13 protein-coding genes, 1 pseudogene and 1 riboswitch are annotated in these 20,529 nt (G+C 66.9%); of the genes and pseudogenes, 9 read left to right on the top strand and 5 right to left on the bottom strand.

The window, feature by feature from the left end; translation table 11 throughout:
• Position 1: 1 nt before the first annotated feature.
• From ACWETB_RS12340 to prpD, 4 genes are all read right to left on the bottom strand, one after another.
• Positions 2-3,391, bottom strand: coding sequence for a pyruvate carboxylase (locus ACWETB_RS12340; RefSeq protein ID WP_348808521.1), 3,390 nt, complete (start codon positions 3,389-3,391; stop codon positions 2-4).
• A 161-nt stretch (positions 3,392-3,552) separates the two neighbouring features.
• The gene (locus tag ACWETB_RS12335; protein WP_452211382.1) at positions 3,553-4,704 is read right to left on the bottom strand and encodes a bifunctional 2-methylcitrate synthase/citrate synthase; all 1,152 of its coding nucleotides are present in this window, start codon (positions 4,702-4,704) and stop codon (positions 3,553-3,555) included.
• A complete protein-coding gene (gene prpB / locus ACWETB_RS12330) occupies positions 4,701-5,702 on the bottom strand; it encodes a methylisocitrate lyase (RefSeq protein WP_449744967.1) in 1,002 nt (333 codons plus the stop codon). Before prpB ends, ACWETB_RS12335 begins: the two co-directional genes overlap by 4 nt.
• Positions 5,702-7,213, bottom strand: coding sequence for a 2-methylcitrate dehydratase PrpD (prpD, locus tag ACWETB_RS12325; protein ID WP_449744968.1), 1,512 nt, complete (start codon positions 7,211-7,213; stop codon positions 5,702-5,704). Before prpD ends, prpB begins: the two co-directional genes overlap by 1 nt.
• A 119-nt stretch (positions 7,214-7,332) precedes the next feature.
• Between prpD and ACWETB_RS12320 the strand changes: the two genes are divergently transcribed.
• The 6 genes from ACWETB_RS12320 (at position 7,333) to ACWETB_RS12295 (ending at position 16,936) form a co-directional block, all read left to right on the top strand.
• Positions 7,333-8,775, top strand: a complete 1,443-nt coding sequence (locus ACWETB_RS12320) for a short-chain fatty acyl-CoA regulator family protein (protein WP_449744969.1) — start codon at positions 7,333-7,335, stop codon at positions 8,773-8,775.
• Positions 8,776-9,141: 366 nt separating this feature from the next.
• The gene (locus tag ACWETB_RS12315) at positions 9,142-10,503 is read left to right on the top strand and encodes an MFS transporter (RefSeq protein WP_452211379.1); all 1,362 of its coding nucleotides are present in this window, start codon (positions 9,142-9,144) and stop codon (positions 10,501-10,503) included.
• Positions 10,504-10,582: 79 nt separating this feature from the next.
• Positions 10,583-11,944 carry an 8-oxoguanine deaminase gene (locus ACWETB_RS12310; protein WP_452211377.1) on the top strand — a complete coding sequence of 454 codons (1,362 nt, stop codon included), beginning with the start codon at positions 10,583-10,585 and terminating at the stop codon, positions 11,942-11,944.
• 12 nt (positions 11,945-11,956) lie between these two features.
• Positions 11,957-12,790 carry an FAD binding domain-containing protein gene (locus ACWETB_RS12305; RefSeq protein ID WP_449744972.1) on the top strand — a complete coding sequence of 278 codons (834 nt, stop codon included), beginning with the start codon at positions 11,957-11,959 and terminating at the stop codon, positions 12,788-12,790.
• A gap of 5 nt (positions 12,791-12,795) precedes the next feature.
• Positions 12,796-15,552 carry a molybdopterin-dependent oxidoreductase gene (locus ACWETB_RS12300; RefSeq protein WP_452211375.1) on the top strand — a complete coding sequence of 919 codons (2,757 nt, stop codon included), beginning with the start codon at positions 12,796-12,798 and terminating at the stop codon, positions 15,550-15,552.
• Positions 15,553-15,649: 97 nt separating this feature from the next.
• Positions 15,650-16,936: an Nramp family divalent metal transporter gene (locus ACWETB_RS12295; protein ID WP_452211373.1), complete on the top strand. Its 1,287-nt coding sequence runs from the start codon at positions 15,650-15,652 to the stop codon at positions 16,934-16,936.
• 182 nt (positions 16,937-17,118) lie between these two features.
• Here the strand turns inward: ACWETB_RS12295 and ACWETB_RS12290 are convergent, their stop codons facing one another.
• Positions 17,119-18,342, bottom strand: coding sequence for an acyl-CoA dehydrogenase family protein (locus ACWETB_RS12290; RefSeq protein WP_452211371.1), 1,224 nt, complete (start codon positions 18,340-18,342; stop codon positions 17,119-17,121).
• 200 nt (positions 18,343-18,542) lie between these two features.
• A riboswitch (cobalamin riboswitch) is annotated at positions 18,543-18,674 on the top strand.
• A 33-nt stretch (positions 18,675-18,707) separates the two neighbouring features.
• Between ACWETB_RS12290 and ACWETB_RS12285 the strand changes: the two are divergent.
• From ACWETB_RS12285 to ACWETB_RS12275, 3 genes and pseudogenes are all read left to right on the top strand, one after another.
• Positions 18,708-18,923: pseudogene (locus ACWETB_RS12285) on the top strand (CbtB-domain containing protein); the annotation flags it as partial.
• A 20-nt stretch (positions 18,924-18,943) separates the two neighbouring features.
• Positions 18,944-19,861 (top strand): CbtA family protein, encoded by a 918-nt coding sequence (locus ACWETB_RS12280; protein ID WP_452211369.1) that lies wholly within the window; start codon positions 18,944-18,946, stop codon positions 19,859-19,861.
• Positions 19,858-20,508 (top strand): (2Fe-2S)-binding protein, encoded by a 651-nt coding sequence (locus tag ACWETB_RS12275; protein ID WP_348808530.1) that lies wholly within the window; start codon positions 19,858-19,860, stop codon positions 20,506-20,508. Before ACWETB_RS12280 ends, ACWETB_RS12275 begins: the two co-directional genes overlap by 4 nt.
• The last annotated feature ends 21 nt before the right edge of the window (positions 20,509-20,529 follow it).

Here is a 20,529-nt window from a genome sequence, read left to right as displayed (position 1 = left end):
CTCAGCCGATCTCGATCAGCAGGTCTCCGGGCGCGACGCTGGTGACCGGTCCGATGGCGACGCGGGTGACCTTGCCGCCGACCGGGGCGGTGATGGTGGCCTCCATCTTCATCGCCTCGATGGTGCCGATCGCCGCACCCGGCTTCACCTCGTCGCCCACCGACACCGACACCGACACCACACCGGCGAACGGTGCGCCCACCGACCCGGGATTGGACCGATCGGCCTTCTCGGCGGCCTCGACGGCGGAATCCACCGCGCGGTCGCGGACCGCGACCGGCCGCAGCTGCCCGTTGAGGACGCACATCACGGTGCGCATGCCCTTCTCGTCGGCGTCGCTGATGGCCTCGAGGCCGATCAGCAGTTCCACACCCGGTTCGAGTTCGACGCGATGTTCCTCGCCGTAGCGCAGACCGTAGAAGAACTGATTCGCCGACAACCGTGACGTGTCGCCGTAGGCCTCGGTGTGTTCGGTGAACTCGCGGGTCGGGCCGGGGAACAGCAGGCGGTTCAACGTCTCCTGCCGTCCACGTCCCGGCTCGTCGAGTGCGGCCGAATCCTCCGTCGACAACTCGACCACCTGGGGCGCCGGAGGCCGGCCCTCGAGTGCCCTGCTGCGCAACGGTTCCGGCCAGCCGCCGGGCGGATCGCCGAGTTCGCCACGCAGGAACCCGATCACCGAATCCGGGATGTCGTGGCCGGCGGGATCGTCGGCGAAGTCCTGCGGGTCGATGCCCTGGCCCACCATCGACAGGGCGAGGTCACCGACGACCTTCGACGACGGTGTCACCTTGACCAGCCGGCCGAGCATCGCGTCGGCGGAGGCGTACGCGTCCTCGACGGCCTCGAACCGGTTGCCCAGGCCGAGCGCGATGGCCTGCTGGCGCAGATTCGACAGCTGGCCACCCGGGATTTCGTGGGCGTACACGCGTCCGGTCGGTCCGGGGATGCCGGATTCGAACGGCGCGTACACCTTTCGGATCGCCTCCCAGTACGGTTCGAGATCGCACACGGCAGCCAGATCGAGGCCGGTGTCGCGTTCGGTGTGTGCGAACGTCGCCACGATCGCCGACAGCGGCGGCTGACTCGTTGTCCCGGCCAACGCCGCCGACGCACCGTCGACCGCATCCGCACCGGCCTGCACCGCCGCCAGATACGTCGCCAACTGACCACCGGGGGTGTCGTGAGTGTGCACATGGATCGGCAGGTCGAATTCCGAACGCAGTGCCGTGATCAGTTTCGTCGCGGCCGGTGCACGCAACAGACCGGCCATGTCCTTGATGGCCAGCACGTGCGCACCCGCCTCGACGATCTGCTCCGCCAGACGCAGGTAATAGTCGAGGGTGTAGAGATCCTCGGCCGGATTCGCCAGGTCACCGGTGTAGCTCATCGCCACCTCGGCCACCGCCGTACCGGTCTCCCGGACCGCCTCGATTGCCGGCCGCATCTGCTCGATGTTGTTGAGCGCGTCGAAGATCCGGAAGATGTCAACACCGACCGCGGTGGCCTCCGACACGAAGGCGGTGGTCACCTTCGTCGGATACGGGGTATAGCCGACGGTGTTCGCGCCGCGCAGCAACATCTGCAGACAGATGTTGGGCATGGCTTCACGCAGCTGTGCGAGTCGGTCCCACGGGTCCTCCTTGAGGAACCGTAGCGCCACGTCGTAGGTCGCCCCACCCCAGCACTCCACCGACAGCAACTGCGGCGTCAACGCCGCCACATACGGCGCGACCGCCATCAGCCCCGAGGTACGCACCCGGGTCGCGAGCAGCGACTGATGCGCATCACGGAAGGTGGTGTCGGTCACCGCAACTCCCGGCTGCTCACGCAGTGCGCGCGCAAAGCCCTCCGGGCCCAGTTCGGTCAGCCGCTGCTTGGATCCGGGCTGCGGATGGGCCAGCACGGCCTTGTCGACGGTGGGCAGTTTGTCGCGCGGATACACCGTCGACGGCCGCTCCCCGTGCGGCTTGTTGACCGTCACATCCGCCAGATACTCCAGGATGCGGGTGCCGCGGTCGGCGGATCCGCCGGTGGTCAGCAACCACGGCCGCTCGTCGATGAAGGAGGTGGTGACCCGTCCGGCACGGAAGTCCGGATCATCCAGAACCGCCTGCAGGAACGGGATGTTGGTCGCGACGCCGCGAATCCGGAACTCCGCCAAGGCGCGTCGGGCGCGACGTGCCGCGGTCGCGAAATCCCTTCCCCGACAGGTCAGTTTGACCAGCATCGAGTCGAAATGACCACTCACCTCACCGCCGAGGTTGGCGCCGCCGTCCAGTCGGATACCGGCGCCACCGGGGGTGCGATACGCGGTGATCCGGCCCACGTCGGGGCGGAATCCGGCGGCCGGGTCCTCGGTGGTGATGCGGCACTGCATCGCCGCGCCGTGGACGGCGATGGTCTCCTGGGTCAGCCCGAGGTCGGCGAGCGACTCCCCCGAGGCCACCCGCAGCTGCGCCCCCACCAGATCCACATCGGTGATCTCCTCGGTCACCGTGTGCTCCACCTGAATCCGCGGATTCATCTCGATGAAGACGTGCCTGCCCTGTTCATCGACGAGGAACTCGACGGTGCCGGCACAGGAGTAGCCGATCTGGCGGGCGAAGGCGACCGCGTCGGCGCAGATCCGATCCCGAAGCGCGGGATCGAGATTCGGCGCCGGCGCCAACTCCACCACCTTCTGATGGCGGCGCTGCAGGCTGCAGTCACGCTCGTAGAGGTGAATCACGTTGCCGTGGGTGTCGGCGAGGATCTGCACCTCGATGTGGCGCGGATTGATCACCGCCTGCTCGAGAAACACCGTCGCATCACCGAAGGCAGCATCGGCCTCACGCGAGGCGGCCTCGATCGATTCCCGCAGTTGCGCCGGGTCGTCCACACGGCGCATCCCGCGCCCACCGCCACCGGCGACGGCCTTGACGAACACCGGGAACTGCATGTCCTGCGACGCCGCGATCAAGTTCTCGACGTCCGAGGACGGCTCCGACGACGCCAGCACCGGCAGTCCGGCGGCCTTGGCCGCGGCGATGGCCTGGGCCTTATTGCCGGTCAGGTCGAGCACGTCGGCACTCGGACCCACGAAGGTGATCCCTGCCGCCGCGCACGCACGCGCCAGACCGGGGTTCTCCGAGAGGAACCCGTAGCCCGGGTAGACCGCGTCCGCACCGCATCGCTGGGCCGCGGCGACGACCTCCTCGACGGACAGATATGCGCGCACCGGATGTCCGGGCACGCCGATCTGATAGGACTCGTCGGCCTTCAATCGATGCAGCGAGTTGCGATCCTCATACGGAAAGATCGCGACCGTGCGGGCGCCGAGTTCATAGGCGGCGCGAAACGCACGGATCGCGATCTCGCCGCGGTTGGCCACCAACACCTTGTCGAACATGTTGCCTTTCCGTTCCTGCAGGCCCCGAAATGTCAGATGCTCCCAGGTGAGCGTAACCCGGGAGCATCTGACATCGGACCGGCTGTCTTATGACGTGGGATGACTGGTGGGAATACCACGCATTCCGCCGCGGAATCCCCGAATTGTCGGATGACTGGACATCAGGCGGTCAGGACCCGCTGCGCCGGGCCGTCATACGAACTCAACGGACGGATGAGCGCATTGGCCGCCGTCTGTTCGATGATGTGCGCCGTCCATCCGGTGATCCGGCTCATGACGAAAATCGGTGTGAACGAACCGATGTCGAATCCCATCAGGTAGTACGCGGGCCCGGTCGGGAAGTCGAGATTGGGTTTGATCCCGGTCCGTTCGGTCATCACCGCCTCGAGTTCGCCGTAGATCTCCAACCATCGGGTGTCGTTCTTGTGGTTCGATATGTCGACGAGCGCCTCCTTCATGGTCGGCACCCGCGAGTCGCCATTCTTGCACACGCGATGTCCGAAGCCCATGACTTTCTCTTTTCGAGACAGCTTGGCCTCCATCCATTCCCTCGCCCGCTCGGGACGATCGATCTCGATCATGTCGTACATGACCGCCTCGTTCGCCCCACCGTGCAACGACCCCTTCAACGCTCCGATCGCCGCGGTGACCGCGCTGTAGATGTCGGACTGCGTCGAGGTGACGACGCGTGCGGCGAACGTCGATGCATTGAAGCTGTGTTCGGCGTAGAGGACCATCGACTTCTCGAATGCCCGGACAATCACCGGGTCGGGCACCTCTCCGAAACACATATTCAGGAAGTTCTCCGAGTATCCGAGCCCGTGATGCGGGGCGATCGGCTCCAGCCCGCGTCGCCGCCGCATGTCGGCGGCGACGATCGTCGGCAGGACGGCGAACATCCGCAGCGCCTTGTCGTAGTTCGACGACGCACTCGGATTGTCCTCGTCCGGATCCTCGGTGCCGAGGAAGCTGATCGCGGTGCGCACCACGTCCATCGGGTGGCAGTTCTCTGGAATCCGCGCCAGGACCGCCTGCGTCGAACGGTCCAGACGACGACTGGCACGCTCGACCTGAGTGAACGCCGCCAGCTCACGATCGTTCGGCAGTTCCCCATGCCACAGCAGGTAGGCCACCTGCTCGAACGAGCAGTGGGCCGCCAGGTCCTGCACGGCGTAGCCACGGTAGGTCAGTGAGTTGGTCTCCGGTACCACCTTGGAGATCGCGGTGGTGTCGACGACGACGCCGGCCAGGCCCTTGTAGATCTTTGGGGCTTCGGACTGTGCCGCCGTGCTCTCGGGTGTCGCGGTGGTCATTGCTGTACACCTTTCGGGTGTGTGGTGGTGGCCGGCCCGCCCGCCGCAGAAAGCGGCTCACTCGCTCCGCTCCCGGCGCCGATGCTGAAGTTGAACAGGTCGGAATCGAAATCGTTGTAATCGGCGTACCGCAGCAGTTCGTAGAGTCGACTGCGGTGCTGCATCCCGTCGAGAAGCCCTGATTGCGTTCCGGCGGAGTCGATCTCCCGCAGTCCACGTTCGACGGCACCCATCGCGATGCGCAGCGTCGTCACCGGGTAGATGACGGCGTTGTAGCCGACGTCGCGTAGCTGGTCGGCGGTCACGAGCTCGGACTTGCCGAACTCGGTCATGTTCGCCAGCAGCGGGACATCGACGGCTGCGCGGAACTTCTCGAATTCACCGATGTCGCGCAGGGCTTCGGTGAAAATCAGGTCGGCGCCGGCATCGGCGTAGGCCTTGGCCCGTTCGATGGCCGACTCGATGCCCTCGATGCCTGCCGCGTCGGTGCGCGCGCAGATGACGAAGTTCTCATCGCGACGCGCGGACACCGCGGCACGCAGACGCTTGAGCATCTCGGCCGTCGGCACCACATCCTTGCCGTCGAGATGTCCGCACCGTTTGGGGTTGACCTGATCCTCGAGGTGACATCCGGCCAGGCCGGCGTCCTCGAGCGCGGCGATCGTGCGCGCCGCGCTCATCGGTTCCCCGAAACCGGTGTCGGCATCGATGAGGGTCGGCAGGTCGGTGGCGTGCGCGATCACCGATCCGCGGGCGGTGACCTCGCTCAGCGTGGTCAGGCCGATGTCGGGCAGCCCGAGGTCCGCCGACAGCACCGCACCCGAGACGTAGACGCCCTCGAATCCGATGTCCGCGATCAGCTTGGCGACCAGCGGGGAGAAGGCTCCCGGCCAGCGCAGGAGCTCACCCGAGGCGAGCCCGGCGCGCAGTGCGCGGCGCTTGTCGGCGTCGGAGACGGCCGACGAGAAGAGTCCGGAAACCCCTGATGCTGAGCCCATCAGAAGATCCCCGTCCCGATCGTCGGCGCCTTGTCCAACACCAGCGGCGCCACGGTCACATTGAGCGCGCCGAGCTCACCCGGCCCGAGATCGCCGAGCCCGGCAGCAGCCACCAGGAATCGCTGCTGCTCGTCCGCATCGACTACCCCCTCGGCCATCGCCGCGAATTTCGCCTCGTACTGAGGTCGCGCGAACGGCCGAGCGCCGAGCGGATGGGCGTCGGCGACCGCGAGTTCATCGGTGATGACCTCACCGTTGGTCAGGGTGATCACGGCCTTGGCACCGAATGCCTTCTCGGCCGGATCGGTGGAGTGGTACCGACGGGTCCACTCCGGGTCTTCGACCGTGGAGATCTTGTTCCACAGTGCGATCGTGTCGGGACGGTTCGCCCGCTCGGGTGCGTAGGAGGCCTCGTGATGCCAGACGCCGTCCTGGAGTGCCACCGCGAAGATGTAGGGCACGGAGTGATCGAGCGTCTCGCGGCTGGCCTTCGGATCGAACTTCTGCGGATCCCCGGAACCGGTGCCGATGACGACGTGGGTGTGGTGGCTGGTGTGCAGCACGATCGATTCGATGTCGTCGAGATTTGCGATGCGGTCCCGCATGCGGCGAGCGAGGTCGATCGGCGCCTGGCTCTGGTACTCGGCGGAGTGTTCCTTGGTGTAGCTGTCGAGGATGGCGCGCTTGGCCTCACCCGGTCCGGGGAGCGGGATCTGGTAGGTCTTCTCCGGACCACCCAGCATCCAGGCGATGACGCCGTCCTCGCCCTCCCAGATCGGGGCGGGCGCACCCTCGCCGCGCATGGCGCGGTCGACGGCCTCGATGGCGATCTTTCCGGCGTGGGCCGGGGCGTAGGCCTTCCAGCTCGAGATCAGACCCTTCCGCGACTGGCGGGTGGCCGTGGTCAGGTGCAGGGCCTGCCCGATGGCCTGGTAGATGGTCTCCTCGTCGAGCTTCAGCATCGTGCCGAGGCCGGCGGCGACCGACGGCCCCAGGTGGGCGACGTGGTCGATCTTGTGCTCGTGCAAGCACATTCCGCGCACCAGGTCGATCTGGATCTCGTAGGCGGTGGCGAGACCGCGGATCAGGTCGGCACCCGAGGCGCCGACCTGCTGCGCCACGGCGACGAGTGCGGGGATGTTGTCACCGGGGTGGGAGTACTCGGCGGCGAGGAAGGTGTCGTGGAAATCGAGCTCGCGCACGGCGACCCCGTTGGCCCACGCCGCCCACTCGGGCGAGTAACGGCCCTCGACACCGAAGACCGCGGCACCGGGCCTTCCTTCTGCCGGCGGGTGTGCGAGCGCCTGCGCCCGGGCGGAGGTGACCGGACGGCGGATCACCGACGCCGCGCTGACCGCGGCGTTGTCGATGACGCGGTTGATGATCATCTCCGCGGTGTCGGCGGGCACCTCGACGGGGTCGATGGCCACCTTGGCGATCTTGGTGGCAAGGTGCTCGGACTGCGGGAAGTCATCAGAGCTGCGGTGTGTCCGTACGTCGTGAATGATCATATTCGCACCGTACGCAGCATCGGCGACCAGTGGAAAGACCTGGCAAATGCGTATTTCTGCGGAAGTTTCCAGACAATCTTGCAAACTTTGTGGACGGCTCGCCGTCTATGCTGGGCGCCATGGTGAAGACGTCGTCGAGTTCGGCGGGCCGGATGTTCGTGGGCCCGAGACTGCGGCGGCTGCGCGATGAGCAGGGCCTGTCGCAGGCCGCGCTCGCACGTCGGATCGAGAAGTCGACGAGCTATGTCAACCAGCTCGAGAACGATCAGCGCCCGATCACCGTCCCGGTCCTGCTCGCGCTGACCCGGGAGTTCGATCTCGACGCCGACTACTTTGCCGGTGACAACGATGCGCGACTCATCGGCGACCTCGCCGACGTCATGACCGCCCATGCGGAGTCCGGGGAGGTGAGCCGCGCCGAGATCGCCGAACTCGCCGGACGCATGCCCGCCATGGGACGGACTCTCGTCGCCCTCCACCGGCAACTCACGTCGGCGACCGCCGAATTGGAAACCTACCGGGCGCAACTCTCCGACCCGGCCGCGGCGGCGGGTTCGACTCCCTTCGAGGAGGTGCGTGACTTCTTCTACGACCGCAAGAACCACATCGACGTCCTCGACCGGGCGGCAGAGCAACTCTTCGCCGACGAGAAACTCTCCATCGGCGGGCTCGATCTGCAACTGGCGGATCTCTTGCGTCGTCGCCACGACATCCGTGTGACCATCACCCATGAACCCGATCCCGTTGCGGCCGTGGCAGTTCCGAAACGGACGTTCGATCCGGCCAACGGTGTGATCGGCCTGGCCGGTCGTCTGAGCGCGGGACAGCGCGCGTTTCAGCTCGCCACCCAGCTGGCACTGCTGGAACAGGAGGCCACCATCGATGTGCTGGTTGCACAGGCCCAGAACCTCAGCGCTGCAACACTTCCCGTCGCACGCATCGGACTGGCCAACTACTTCGCGGGTGCTCTACTGCTCCCGTATGAGCGGTTCCGTGCCACGGCGGAGAACACGCGCTACGACATCGAGTTGCTCAGCCTGACGTTCGAGGTCGGATTCGAGACGGTGTGCCATCGGTTGTCGACCCTGCAACGTCCCGGAAGTCGAGGTGTGCCGTTCATCTTCGTGCGCACCGACAAGGCGGGAAACATCTCGAAGCGGCAGTCGGCCAACGCTTTTCACTTCTCACGCGTGGGTGGCAGCTGCCCGCTGTGGGGAGTTCACGATGCGTTCGCCACGCCCGGGCGAATCGTCACCCAGGTGTCCCAGATGCCAGACGGTCGGTCCTACTTCTGGCTCGCCCGCACCACCACCGAACAGCGCGGCCATCTCGCACCACACACCAGTTTCGCCGTGGGCCTCGGATGCGACCTCGCCCACGCCGACCGGCTCGTCTATTCGACCGGTGTCGATCTCGCCGATGAGCGCACCGTCGTACCGATCGGGGCCGGCTGCAAGGTGTGCGAGCGTCCGGCGTGCACTCAACGCGCGTTCCCCCAGCTCGGCCGGGGCATTCACATCGATCCGACTCGCAGCGACTCGATTCCGTATCGTCCCGCGTGACCCAACCCTCACCTGCCACAGGGGATGGGTGGGGCGCCTGAGAATTCCTCCCCCACCGGTCGATTCATCCCCCGACACTTCCCCACCGACGATCATGAACCCGGGGACGAACCACTCGTTCCCTACGTCGGCATTCCTCCCCCACTTTTCGCCCTGACCGATCGTTCGTTCGACGACGTGAGATAGCGTGTCCCACGGAGGTTGATGCCGGTGTCAGCGACAGATCGCACTGTGTGTTCGAGCGGGCCGGGGGGTACGAGCGGTGCGGTAAACCCCACCGATGGCCATCACGACAACCACCTCCCGCAGATTCACCCGCGCGCGGCCGTCACCGTTCTCTGCACCGCAGGCATCGTCGTCGCCCTGATGCAGACGATCATCGTGCCGCTGATTCCGGCGCTGCCCACTCTCCTGCACGCCGAACCCGGTGACACGACATGGGCGCTGACCATCACACTGCTCGCGGGCGCGGTCATCACGCCGATCGGTGGTCGCCTCGGTGACATGTACGGCAAACGGCGCATGCTGCTGGCGTCGATGGCCTGCGTGGCCGCGGGTTCGGTCGTGTGCGCGCTGTCGCCGTCGCTGCTCGCGTTCCTCATCGGACGCGGGATGCAGGGCCTCGGCTTCGGAACGATCGCGCTCGGGATCAGCGTGATGCGCGACATCGTCCCGCCGCTGCGGCTCGGCTCATCGGTGGGCACAATGAGCGCCTCCCTCGGAATCGGCGGAGCCCTCGGCCTCCCGGTCGCCGCCCTGCTCGCCCAGCATGTGGGATGGCATGCCCTGTTCTGGATGTGCGCCGTCGCCGCCGGACTCAGTGCTCTGGGCATGGTGGCGACCATCCCCGCCGACCGTGGCCATAGTGGCGGACGATTCGACATCCTGGGAGCGCTCGGCCTCGCCGTGCTGCTGACGTGTCTGCTGCTGCCGCTGTCCAAGGGCGCGTCATGGGGTTGGGGTTCGCCGCTGACGATCGGCGCCCTCGTGGCATTCGTGGTGATCGGCTCGCTGTGGTGGCGTTGGGAGCGGCGCTTGCCCAACGCACTCATCGACACGCGGATCGCTGTCGAACGCCCGGTACTGCTCACCAACATCGCGTCGGTGGCCACCGGCTTCGCCTTCTATTCGATGCAGCTGATGCCCATTCAGGTGCTGATGGCACCGACCACCGGACCCTTGGGACTCGGCTACCAGATGGTCACCGCGTCGTTGATCCTCGCGCCGAGCGGGATCCTGATGTTCGTGTTCTCCCATGTCAGCGCCTGGCTGACCGCGCACGTCGGTCCGCGGATCTCACTGTCGCTCGGCGCGACGGTCATCGGGGTGGGTTATGTCGTGTTCATCGTCGTCCTGGCCGCCGGCTGGGATATCACCTGGTGGCTGATGCTGATGATCGCCTGTCTGATCGGCGCCGGCCTCGGGATCGCCTACGCCGCGATGCCCGCCCTGATCATGCGGGCCGTGCCGATCACCCAGACCGGCGAGGCCAACGGCGTCAACGCACTGATGCGCGTCGTCGGCACCTCCACGTCGGCGGCCGTGGTCGGCATGATCCTCACCTGGTCGATCGTCACGGTGGACGGCCCCGACGGGACGGTCGCGTCGGTCCCCGACACCTCCGGGTACCTGGCGGCGTCGATCATCTCGCTGTGCGCCTGCGCGGTGGCCGCGGGTCTGGCACTGGCCATCCCGCAGGGACGCCGCCTCGACGAGGAACGCGTCTAGCTCACACACCCGCGGAGTCAGCGAGCACGCTCGCGCGTGGCGCAATCTGACCGTAACGCGATGGTCGTAGCGTGAGCCCGTGTCCCCGCAGACCCTCATCGAGAACACGCACGTGATCACCGTCGACCCCGAACGGCGCGAGTTGTCCGGCGCGTCGGTCCTCATCGACTCCACCACGATCACGGCCGTGTCCACCGGGCCGATCACCGACGTCGACGACGATGTGGTCCGCATCGACGGCCGCGGCTGCGTGCTCACACCGGGTCTGGTCAACACCCACCATCACCTCTATCAGTGGATCACGCGGGGACTGGCCGCCGATCACACGTTGTTCCAGTGGCTCACCACGCTCTATCCCATCTGGGCGGGGATCGATGAGAAGGCCGTGAACGTCGCCGCGCTCGGCGGACTCGCCCAACTCGCCCTATCCGGATGCACCACCACCACCGACCATCACTACGTCTTTCCGCGCGAGGGTGGCGATCTGCTCGGCGCGGAGATCGCCGCCGCCGAGACCCTCGGCATCCGTTTCCATCCGACCCGCGGCTCGATGGACCTGTCGGAGAAGGACGGCGGCCTGCCCCCGGACACCGTCGTGCAGACCATCGACGAGATCCTTACGGCGAGCACCGATGCCGTGAGCCGCTGGCACGACCCGTCCCCCGACTCGATGCTGCGGATCGCGCTCGCCCCGTGCTCCCCGTTCTCGGTGACCACCGATCTGCTGCGCGAATCGGCTTCCCTGGCACGCGAACTCGGCGTCCGGATGCACACCCACCTCGCCGAATCCCTCGACGAGAACACCTACTGCGACGAGCACTTCGGTTCCACCCCGCTGCAGTACATGGAATCCGTCGGCTGGGTGGGCGACGACGTGTGGTTCGCCCACGGCATCGAATTCGACGACGCGGAAATCGGTCGCCTCGCCGCCACGTCGACCGGCGTTGCGCACTGCCCCACCTCGAATGCGCGTCTGGGCAACCGGATCTGCCGCACCCGCGATCTCGTCGACGCCGGCGTACCCGTGGGCCTCGGCGTCGACGGCGCCGCCTCCAACGAGTCGGCGCGCCTGCTCGAAGAAGCCCACCAGTCGGTCCTGATGGCCCGCGCCAGGGGCGGTCCGACGGCGCTGACCACCCGCACCGCCATCGACCTGGCCACCATCGGCGGTGCCCGAGTCCTGGGGCGTGACAACGAGATCGGGTCGATCGAGGTCGGCAAGCTCGCCGACCTGGTGCTGTGGGATCTGTCCGGACTCGGCCAGGCCGATATCGACGACCCGGTCGCCGCCCTGGTTCTCGGTGCGATCCCGCCGATCGTGGGCACCTGGATCCAGGGCCGACGCATCGTCGCCGACGGTGAACTCACGACCGCCGACGTGGACACCATCGCGAAGGACTGCGCCACCGAACATCGTCGACTGCTCGACAAGGCCGGATAGGTCGCACACGGCATGGATCTCAACACCATCAGCGCCTACCGCTACGCACGCACCCGAGACGATCTCATCCTCGCCCCGGGCGAACGCATCGTCGCCGGGGGCACCTGGTTCTTCTCCGAACCGCAGATCGACGCCTCCGGTGTCGTCGACATCAGCCGCATCGGCTGGCCCGAGGTCGAAGATCTTCCCGACGGCGGTCTGCGGATCGCGGCGACCTGCCCCATCGCCACACTCACCCACCTGGAGCCACGGCCCGGGTGGCATGCGCATCCGCTCTTCTCCCAGTGCGCGAACGCCTTGTTGGCGTCGTTCAAGATCTGGAACGTTGCCACCGTCGGCGGCAACATCTGCCGGTCGTTCGCCGCCGCGTCGATGGTGTCGCTGGCCGTCGCACTCGACGGTGTGGCACTGATCTGGAAACCAGACGGCACCGAGCGTGCCGTGCCGGTCGCCACCCTCGTCACCGGCAACGGCACCAACACACTCGAGTCGGGAGAAGTATTGCGTGCCATCGATATCCCCGGCCATGCGCTGCGCGGGTTCACCGGATTCCGCAAGATCGCCCTGGCCGAACTGGGTCGCTCCGCGGCCGTGGTCACCGGGCGCCTCGATGACGACGGAACCGCGGTGTTCGGTATCACCGCCGCGACGGGGTGGCCGACGGTGCTGCGCTATCCCATACTTCCCGATGCGGCCACTCTGCGCGCCGACATCGACTCCGCCGATGGCTATTACACCGATCCGCTCGGCTCTGCGGATTGGCGCCGCGGGGTGAGCGGGACGCTCGCCGAGCAGATCCGGGCCGAACTGAGCGACCGCACGCAGCCCACGACCGGCGGACGGTGAGATCCATGCACTTCGAGATCAACGGTGAATCTGCCGACGCCACACCACGACCCGGCCAATGCCTCCGGACGTTCCTGCGCGACGCCGCCCACTTCGAGGTGAAGAAGGGCTGCGACGCCGGCGACTGCGGGGCCTGCTCGGTGCTGGTCGACGGGACGCCGGTGCATTCGTGTATCTATCCCGCCCAGCGCATCGAGGGCGCGTCGGTGACGACCGTGTCCGGACTCGGCAAGCCGGGCGACCTGCATCCGATGCAGGAAGCCTTCGTCGACAACTTCGGTTTCCAGTGCGGATTCTGCACTGCCGGAATGATCGTCACCGCCTCGACGCTGAAAGCCGATGATCTCGACGATCTCCCGCGGCGGATGAAGGGAAACCTGTGCCGCTGCACGGGTTATCGGGCGATTTGTTCGGCGATTCACGAAGGCGTGACCGGCGAGCACGCCCCCAGTTCGGTGGCCGCCCGCCCGGCCGGCACCGGTGTCGGCTCCTCGGTGAATCCCCTTGCCGCCGAACGCGTCGTCACCGGCACCGAACCGTACACCTTCGACGTCGAGGTGCCGGGGATGCAGTACCTGCGGGTGCTCACCTCACCGCACGCGCATGCCCGGATCACCTCGATCGAGGTTACCGACGCGGCCGCCGTCGACGGCGTGAATCTGATCCTCACCCACGAGAACGTCTCCACCCGACGGTTTTCCACTGCCCGGCACGACCTTCGCGAGGACGATCCGGACGACACCCTGGTCCTCGATCCCGTTGTCCGGTTCGTCGGCCAACGGGTGGCGGCCGTCGTCGCCGACACCGCGACGGCCGCCGAGGAGGCATGCCGCCGGATCACTGTGACCTACGAACCCCTGCCCGCGGTGTTCGATCCGTCCGACGCCCGCCGGCCGGGTGCCCCGCTCATCCACCCGGACCGCACCCCGGCGGACCGGGTGGCGCACGCCGACCGCAACGTGATCGCCACATTCCATGACGGTTTCGGCGGTGATGTGGATGCCGCACTGCACAGTTCGCCGGTCACCGTCGGCGGAACCTGGCGGACGTCACGAGTGAGCCACGCCCAGCTCGAGACGCACGGCAGCATCGGATGGCTCGACGACGACGGCCGCCTCGTCCTGCGGACCAGTACCCAGGTCCCCTTCCTGGTGCGTGACGAACTCGCCCTGCTCCTCGATCTCCCACCGGAACGGATCCGCGTCGTCGCCGCCCGTGTCGGCGGCGGATTCGGCGGGAAACAGGAGTTGCTCACCGAGGATCTCGTCGCGATCGCGGTGCTGCGGACCGGCCGTCCGGTCGGCTACGAGATGACCCGCACCGACGAGATGACCCGCACCACCTACCGTCATCCCTTCGAGGTGTCTGTGGATCTCGGCGCCGATGACGCCGGGCGGCTGACCGCCATGAAGGTCGACGTGCTCTCCGACACCGGCGCCTACGGCAACCACGCGATCGGGGTGATGTTCCACGCCTGCGCCGAATCGGTCTCGGTGTACACCTGCCCGGTCAAACGGGTGGATGCCGAAGTCGTCTACACCAACAACCCGCCGTCGGGGGCCTTCCGTGGCTATGGCCTCGGGCAGGTCATCTTCGCGATCGAGAGTGCGATGGACGAGCTCGCGCTGCGGCTCGGTGTCGACCCGTTCGAGCTGCGCCGGATCAACGCTGTGGCACAAGGTGATCCGCTGTTGATCGCACACCCGGAACCCGAGGAGGATCTGGTCTACGGCAGCTACGGACTCGACCAGTGCCTCGATCTCGCCCAAGCGGCGTTGACGAAGGGCAACGGAGTCACCGCACCGGCCGGAGAGTCGTGGCGGATCGGCGAGGGCATGGCCCTCGCGGCGATCGCGACGATGGCCCCACGCGGACATCACTCCGATGTCACCGTCGCCGTCGACGCCGGCGGGACCTATCACGTCGGGGTCGGCACGGCGGAGTTCGGCAACGGCACCACCACTGTGCACGCCCAGATCACCGCGACAACGATGTCGACGTCGGTGGATCGCGTCGTCCTCCGCAACGGCGACACCGACGCCGCCGGCTACGACACCGGGGCCTTCGCCTCCGCGGGTACCACCGTCGCGGGCAAGGCAGTGTACGGCGCCGCGCTGGAACTGCGAGAGGTGTTGCTGCGCACCGCGTCCGCGTTGTGCTCGGTCACACCCGACGAGGTCCGGCTGACCGCCGACGGCGCGCTCGTCGGGGAGCGGATGGTCACCTTCACCGAACTCATCGGCGCCGTCGACGCCGATCACCGCATCGAACGCCCCGGCGGGCCTCGCGCCGTGGCGACCGGCGCCGAACACGGCGAACTGCGATCCATCGCCTTCAACGTGCAGGCGTTCCGCGTGGCCGTCGACACCGACACCGGATCGGTGGTCATCATGCAGTCCGTCCACGCCGCCGACGCGGGCACCGTGATGAACCCCGAACAGTGCCTCGGACAGGTGGAGGGTGGCGTCGCGCAGGCGATCGGCTCGAGCCTGTACGAGGAGATCATGCTCGACGGCAAGGGCGCGGTACTGACGCCGGTATTGCGTACCTACCGCGTGCCGCAGATGGCCGACATCCCCGATACCGAGGTGTTCTTCGCCGACACCTCCGACGACCTCGGCCCGTTCGGCGCCAAGTCGATGAGCGAATCGCCGTACAACCCGGTGGCGCCGGCGCTGGCCAATGCGATCCGACGGGCCATCGGTGTGCGACCACACGAGACACCGATGTCGCGGGATCGGATCTGGCGGCTCCTGCAGTGACGAATCCGGCTCACACACCCGCCACGGTTTTTCGGCTCACCGAACTTTTGGTTTCGCCTTATTTGATGATTAGCCGCGGCTGTGTCAGATTGAGCGGGTGAATCAGGTGGACACGCGCACCTCCGAGGCACCGGATACCGCGGCGGCCCGACGACGGATCCGGCTGCGTCGATACCGGTCGCTCCGTCAGATCGCACTCTTCGGCCCGGCCTTCGTCGCCGCCGTCGCCTACGTGGACCCCGGCAACGTCGCCGCCAACATCACCGCGGGCGCCCGCTATGGATTCCTGCTCGTCTGGGTGCTGGTGATCGCCAACGTCATCGCCATGCTCATCCAGTACCAGTCGGCCAAGCTCGGCATCGTCACCGGCAAAAGCCTCCCCGGACTGCTCGGTGAACGGCTCGGTAAACGCCGACGCCTCGCCTACTGGGCCCAGGCGGAGATCGTCGCCATCGCCACCGACCTCGCCGAGGTCCTCGGCGGCGCGATCGCCCTGCAGTTGCTCTTCGATCTGCCCCTCCTGATCGGCGGCATCATCGTCGGCGTCGTCTCCACGGTGGTGTTGTTGCTGCAGAACCCGCGCCAGCAACGGGTCTTCGAGACCGTCATCGTGTCGATGCTGGCCATCATCGTCGTAGGCTTCCTGGCCGGTCTCGTGGTGAACCCGCCTGGGCTGTCCGACGTCCTCGGGGGTCTCGTTCCCCGTCTGCAGGGCCCGGAGACCGTGCTACTGGCCGCCTCGATGCTCGGCGCGACAGTGATGCCGCACGCCATCTACGTGCACTCGTCACTGGTGATCGACCGGCACGGCGTCGCCAAGACCCCGGCCCGACGGCGGCTGCTGGTGCGTGCCACCCGATGGGATGTGGTGACCGCCCTGATCATCGCCGGCGCGGTGAACATCTCCCTGCTGCTGCTCGCGGCCCAGAATCTGCGCGGCAAGGAGGGCACCGACACCATCGAGGGCGCCTACCACGCGGTGGCCGATTCGATGGGACCGCACATGGCGACCATCTTCGCGATCGGGCTGCTGGCCAGCGGACTGGCCGCCACCTCGGTCGGATCGTCGGCGGGTGCGGCCATCATGGCCGGCCTGTTGCACAGACGTATCCCGCTGGTGATCCGGCGGCTGGCCACCCTGGTTCCCGCCCTGGCGGTGCTCGCCCTCGGCGTCGATCCCACCTGGGCACTGGTGATGAGCCAGGTGGTCCTGAGTTTCGGCATCCCCTTCGCGATCATCCCGCTCGGACGACTCACCGCCGACCGGTCACTGATGGGTGAGTTCGCCGACGGGTGGCCACTGCGCATCGTCGCGGCCCTGTCGTCGGTGATGATCGTCGTCCTCAACATCGCCCTCATCGTGCTGGTGTTGACCGGGACCTGAGCGGAATGGGGCCACCGCCGGCGGCACGGCCCCCGCGACCGTTCACCACCGCGACCATTGGCCACCGCGACCACTGAATCTGGTGCTTGCCGCAGTGGTTGCGCGACCGGGTGTTCGGGGTTGAGACCAACAGATACCGGCCTCGACGACGCCCGGCGTCGAGGCCGGTATCGGCGGCGCGTCTAGGCCAGCAACCCCTTGGCCACGTGGGTCACCTGGATCTCGTTGCTGCCCGCGTAGATCATCAGCGACTTGGCGTCGCGCGCAAGCTGTTCCACGCGATACTCGGCCATGTAGCCGTTGCCGCCGAACAGCTGCACGGCCTCCATCGCCACATCGGTGGCGGCCTTGGACGAGTACAGCTTCATCGCCGACGCCTCGGCCAGGCTCGGCGGTTTGCCCGCCTTGGTGCGCTCGATCGCGCTGAAGAGCATGTTCTGCACGTTGATCCGGGCCACCTCCATCTCCGCGAGCTTGAGCTGGATGAGCTGGAATTTCCCGATCTCCTGGCCCCACAGCGTGCGGGCCTTCGCGTAATCGATGCTCAGGCGCAGACATTCGTTGATGATGCCCATCGCCAACGCCGCGATACCGATGCGCTCGGCGGTGAAACCGGCTTTGGCCCCTTCGGCGCCACGCGAATCCGAGCCGGTGTCCTCGGTCTCGCCGAGCAGGCGGTCCCGACCGAGGCGCACGTTGTCGAAGAACAACTCGCCGGTCGGTGAGCTCACCATGCCCATCTTCTTGAACGGCTTGCCCTGGGTCAGCCCCTCCATGCCCTTGTCGAGGACGAAGGAGAGCACCTTGCGTTCCCGCATCGGGGTGCCCGAGCCGTCGTCGAGTTTGGCGAATACGACGATCGTGTCGGCGTAAGGGCCGTTGGTGATGAAGGTCTTCTGTCCGTTGAGCACGTACTCGTCGCCGTCGCGACGCACCGTGGTCTTCATGCCGCCGAGGGCATCCGAGCCCGAGTCGGGTTCGGTGATCGCCCACGCGCCCACCTTCTCCATCGTCACCAGTTCGGGTAGCCAGCGCTTCTTCTGTGCGAGGGTGCCCTTGCCGCGGATGGTCGAGGCCGTCAGACCCATGCTGACGCCCATGGAACCGACGAGTCCGAGGCAGACGCCGGCCAGTTCGATGTTGACGATCATGAACATCGAACCGGCCATGGCACCTCCGCCACCACCGCCGGACGACTTCTCCCCGGCGGCCTCGGCGGCCAGCTCCTTTTCCAGCGCATCCTTGGCCATCGCGTCGACACCGAAGGTGGACAACAACTTTCGAGTGATGTCATAGGGCGGCAGCACCCCCGTCTCGAGCTCGTCGATGTGCGGACGGATCTCCTTGTCGATGAACGCGCGCAAGGCGTCGCGCACCATCAGATCTTCCTCTGACCATTCGAACATCGACACACCTCACAAGTAGGGAGCACCAGTGGAACACGTTTCAGCTCCCAACTGTGTCAGCCGCCACTGTCACCGTCAAGGAACAGATTGGAGATTTCATCTCTTTGCTGAGGGATGCGCCGATCCGGACAATGCGGCCACCTCCGCACGGGACTATCGAGACATCCCGGACACCCGTCTTGACCTGCACTCTTCCGGGTGATGTGCTCATCTGCGACGGCGCACGGAACCCGGTGAGAATCCGGGACGGTGGCGCCACTGTGAGCCCGACGTATCGCCCACGCGATACGTCACCGGCAAGTCAGACACGTCGCCGTCACCGAGTTGCACACCATCGACGGGGCGCATCACCCCAGGAGGTTCCGATGACTTCACACGTCGCACAGCCGAGCGCCGGCGTCCAGGTCTCACCCGAGGCGCTGTCCGCCGGGCGTGTCGCCCTGATCCTCGGCATCACCGTCCTGCTGGCCTTGCTGGCCTACTACTTCATCGGCATCGACGAGGGGATGACCTCCGTGTTCGGCAAGACGATGGTCGTCCACGAGTGGGTGCACGACGCCCGCCACTTCCTCGGCTTCCCTGCCACTGAGCCGGCTGAACGATGTTGGAACTCCGCGTCATCGGGCGCGGAGCCCTGGCCGGTCTGATCGCCGGCATTCTGGGCTTCGTCTTCGCCCGCATCTTTGCCGAACCCGTCATCAACACGGCGATCGACTACGAGTCGGGGCGAGACGAGGTCCTCGATGCCCTCAACCAGGCGGCGGGCCGGGCCACCGAGGCCGAGGGCTCGGAGATCTTCAGTCGATCCATCCAGTCGACGGTGGGCATCGCCACCGGGATCATCGGCTTCTCCGTCGCGATGGGCGCCCTGATCGCGGTCGCCTACCTGGTCCTGATGGGACGAACGGGTCTCCGCGCGCAGTACCTTTCCTGGCTGATCGCCGGCTTCGGATTCCTCGGCATCTACCTGCTCCCGTTCGTCAAGTACCCGGCCAACCCGCCGGCCATCGGACACGACTTCACCATCGCGACCCGCGGACAGCTGTACCTGGCGATGGTGACGATCTCGTTGATCCTCCTCGGACTCGCGGTGTACGTCGCGCACATGTTGCACTCCCGGATCGGCACCTACCGAGCCGTGTTGGTCGCGGGCGCCGGCTTCCTGGTCCTGTTCGGTATCGCACTGGCCGCGATGCCCTCGCTCGGCGACCTGCAGGCGAACGTCGACCACTCAAGCGAATTCGGCTTCGCGCGGGCGTCCACGGAAACGCCGCAGCCGATCACCAACATCCTCGACAAGCCCCTCACCATCGACGGGAAGACCTACGCACCCGGCCAGATCGCCTACCCCGGCTTCGACGCGGACGTGTTGTGGAAGTTCCGCTGGTACTCACTGCTCAATCAGGCGTTGATCTGGCTGGTGATCGGAATGGTGTTCGGCGCGTTGATGAACCGGATGATGCCGTCGGATGACGCGCGGCCGAGTGAGGACCGGCGCGATACGCTCGTCACACGGTGACCCACCTGGACGAACTCGGCCCCTTCTTCGGCGTTGCGCGGCACGCCGCGTCCGACCATGCCATCACTCCGTGGACGCCGATGTCGGACCTGCTCGCCGACCCCGGCATCCTCACCGATCGCGTCGCGCGCGTCCGCGGCGCGCTCGCTGCCGGCGGCCCGGTCGAGGAAAGGGTCGCCGCATCGGTGACACATCTGGGTCTCGTCGCGCGCATCATCGCCCCCGCCATCGCCGTCGAGGCCCTGGGTGATCCACCGATCTCGTTGCGCCCGGACGACATCTGGTGGCAGGACGAACTGGGTGGTCCCTACCCGCTCTCGGTGACCGCGGCGGAACCGGGCACCGACAGCGGCGACTCGGTCGTCGAGGCGCTGACCCACCTCGTCGGTGACACCTTCGGGGTCAGTGCCCGAACCCTGTGGGGCAATGTCGCCTCCGCGGCGAACAGCGCCGCGCAGCTCATCGCCGCGGCCCGGCCCGACCTGCAGGAAGCCGCTCGGGATGCCGCCGACCGACACCTCGCCGACGGCCGGGTCGAGGGCGGTGCGTTGCGCTCCGGTCCGACATTTCGCCGACGCAGTTGTTGCCTGATCTATCAGGTCAGCGGTGACCGCCGATCCGTCTGCGGCGATTGCGTGCTGACCTGACCGGCGAGTCCCCGGTACAAC

The sequence above is a fragment of the Gordonia sp. NPDC003950 genome, assembly GCF_053605205.1.
This window is presented reverse-complemented; position numbering and strand designations above follow the sequence as displayed.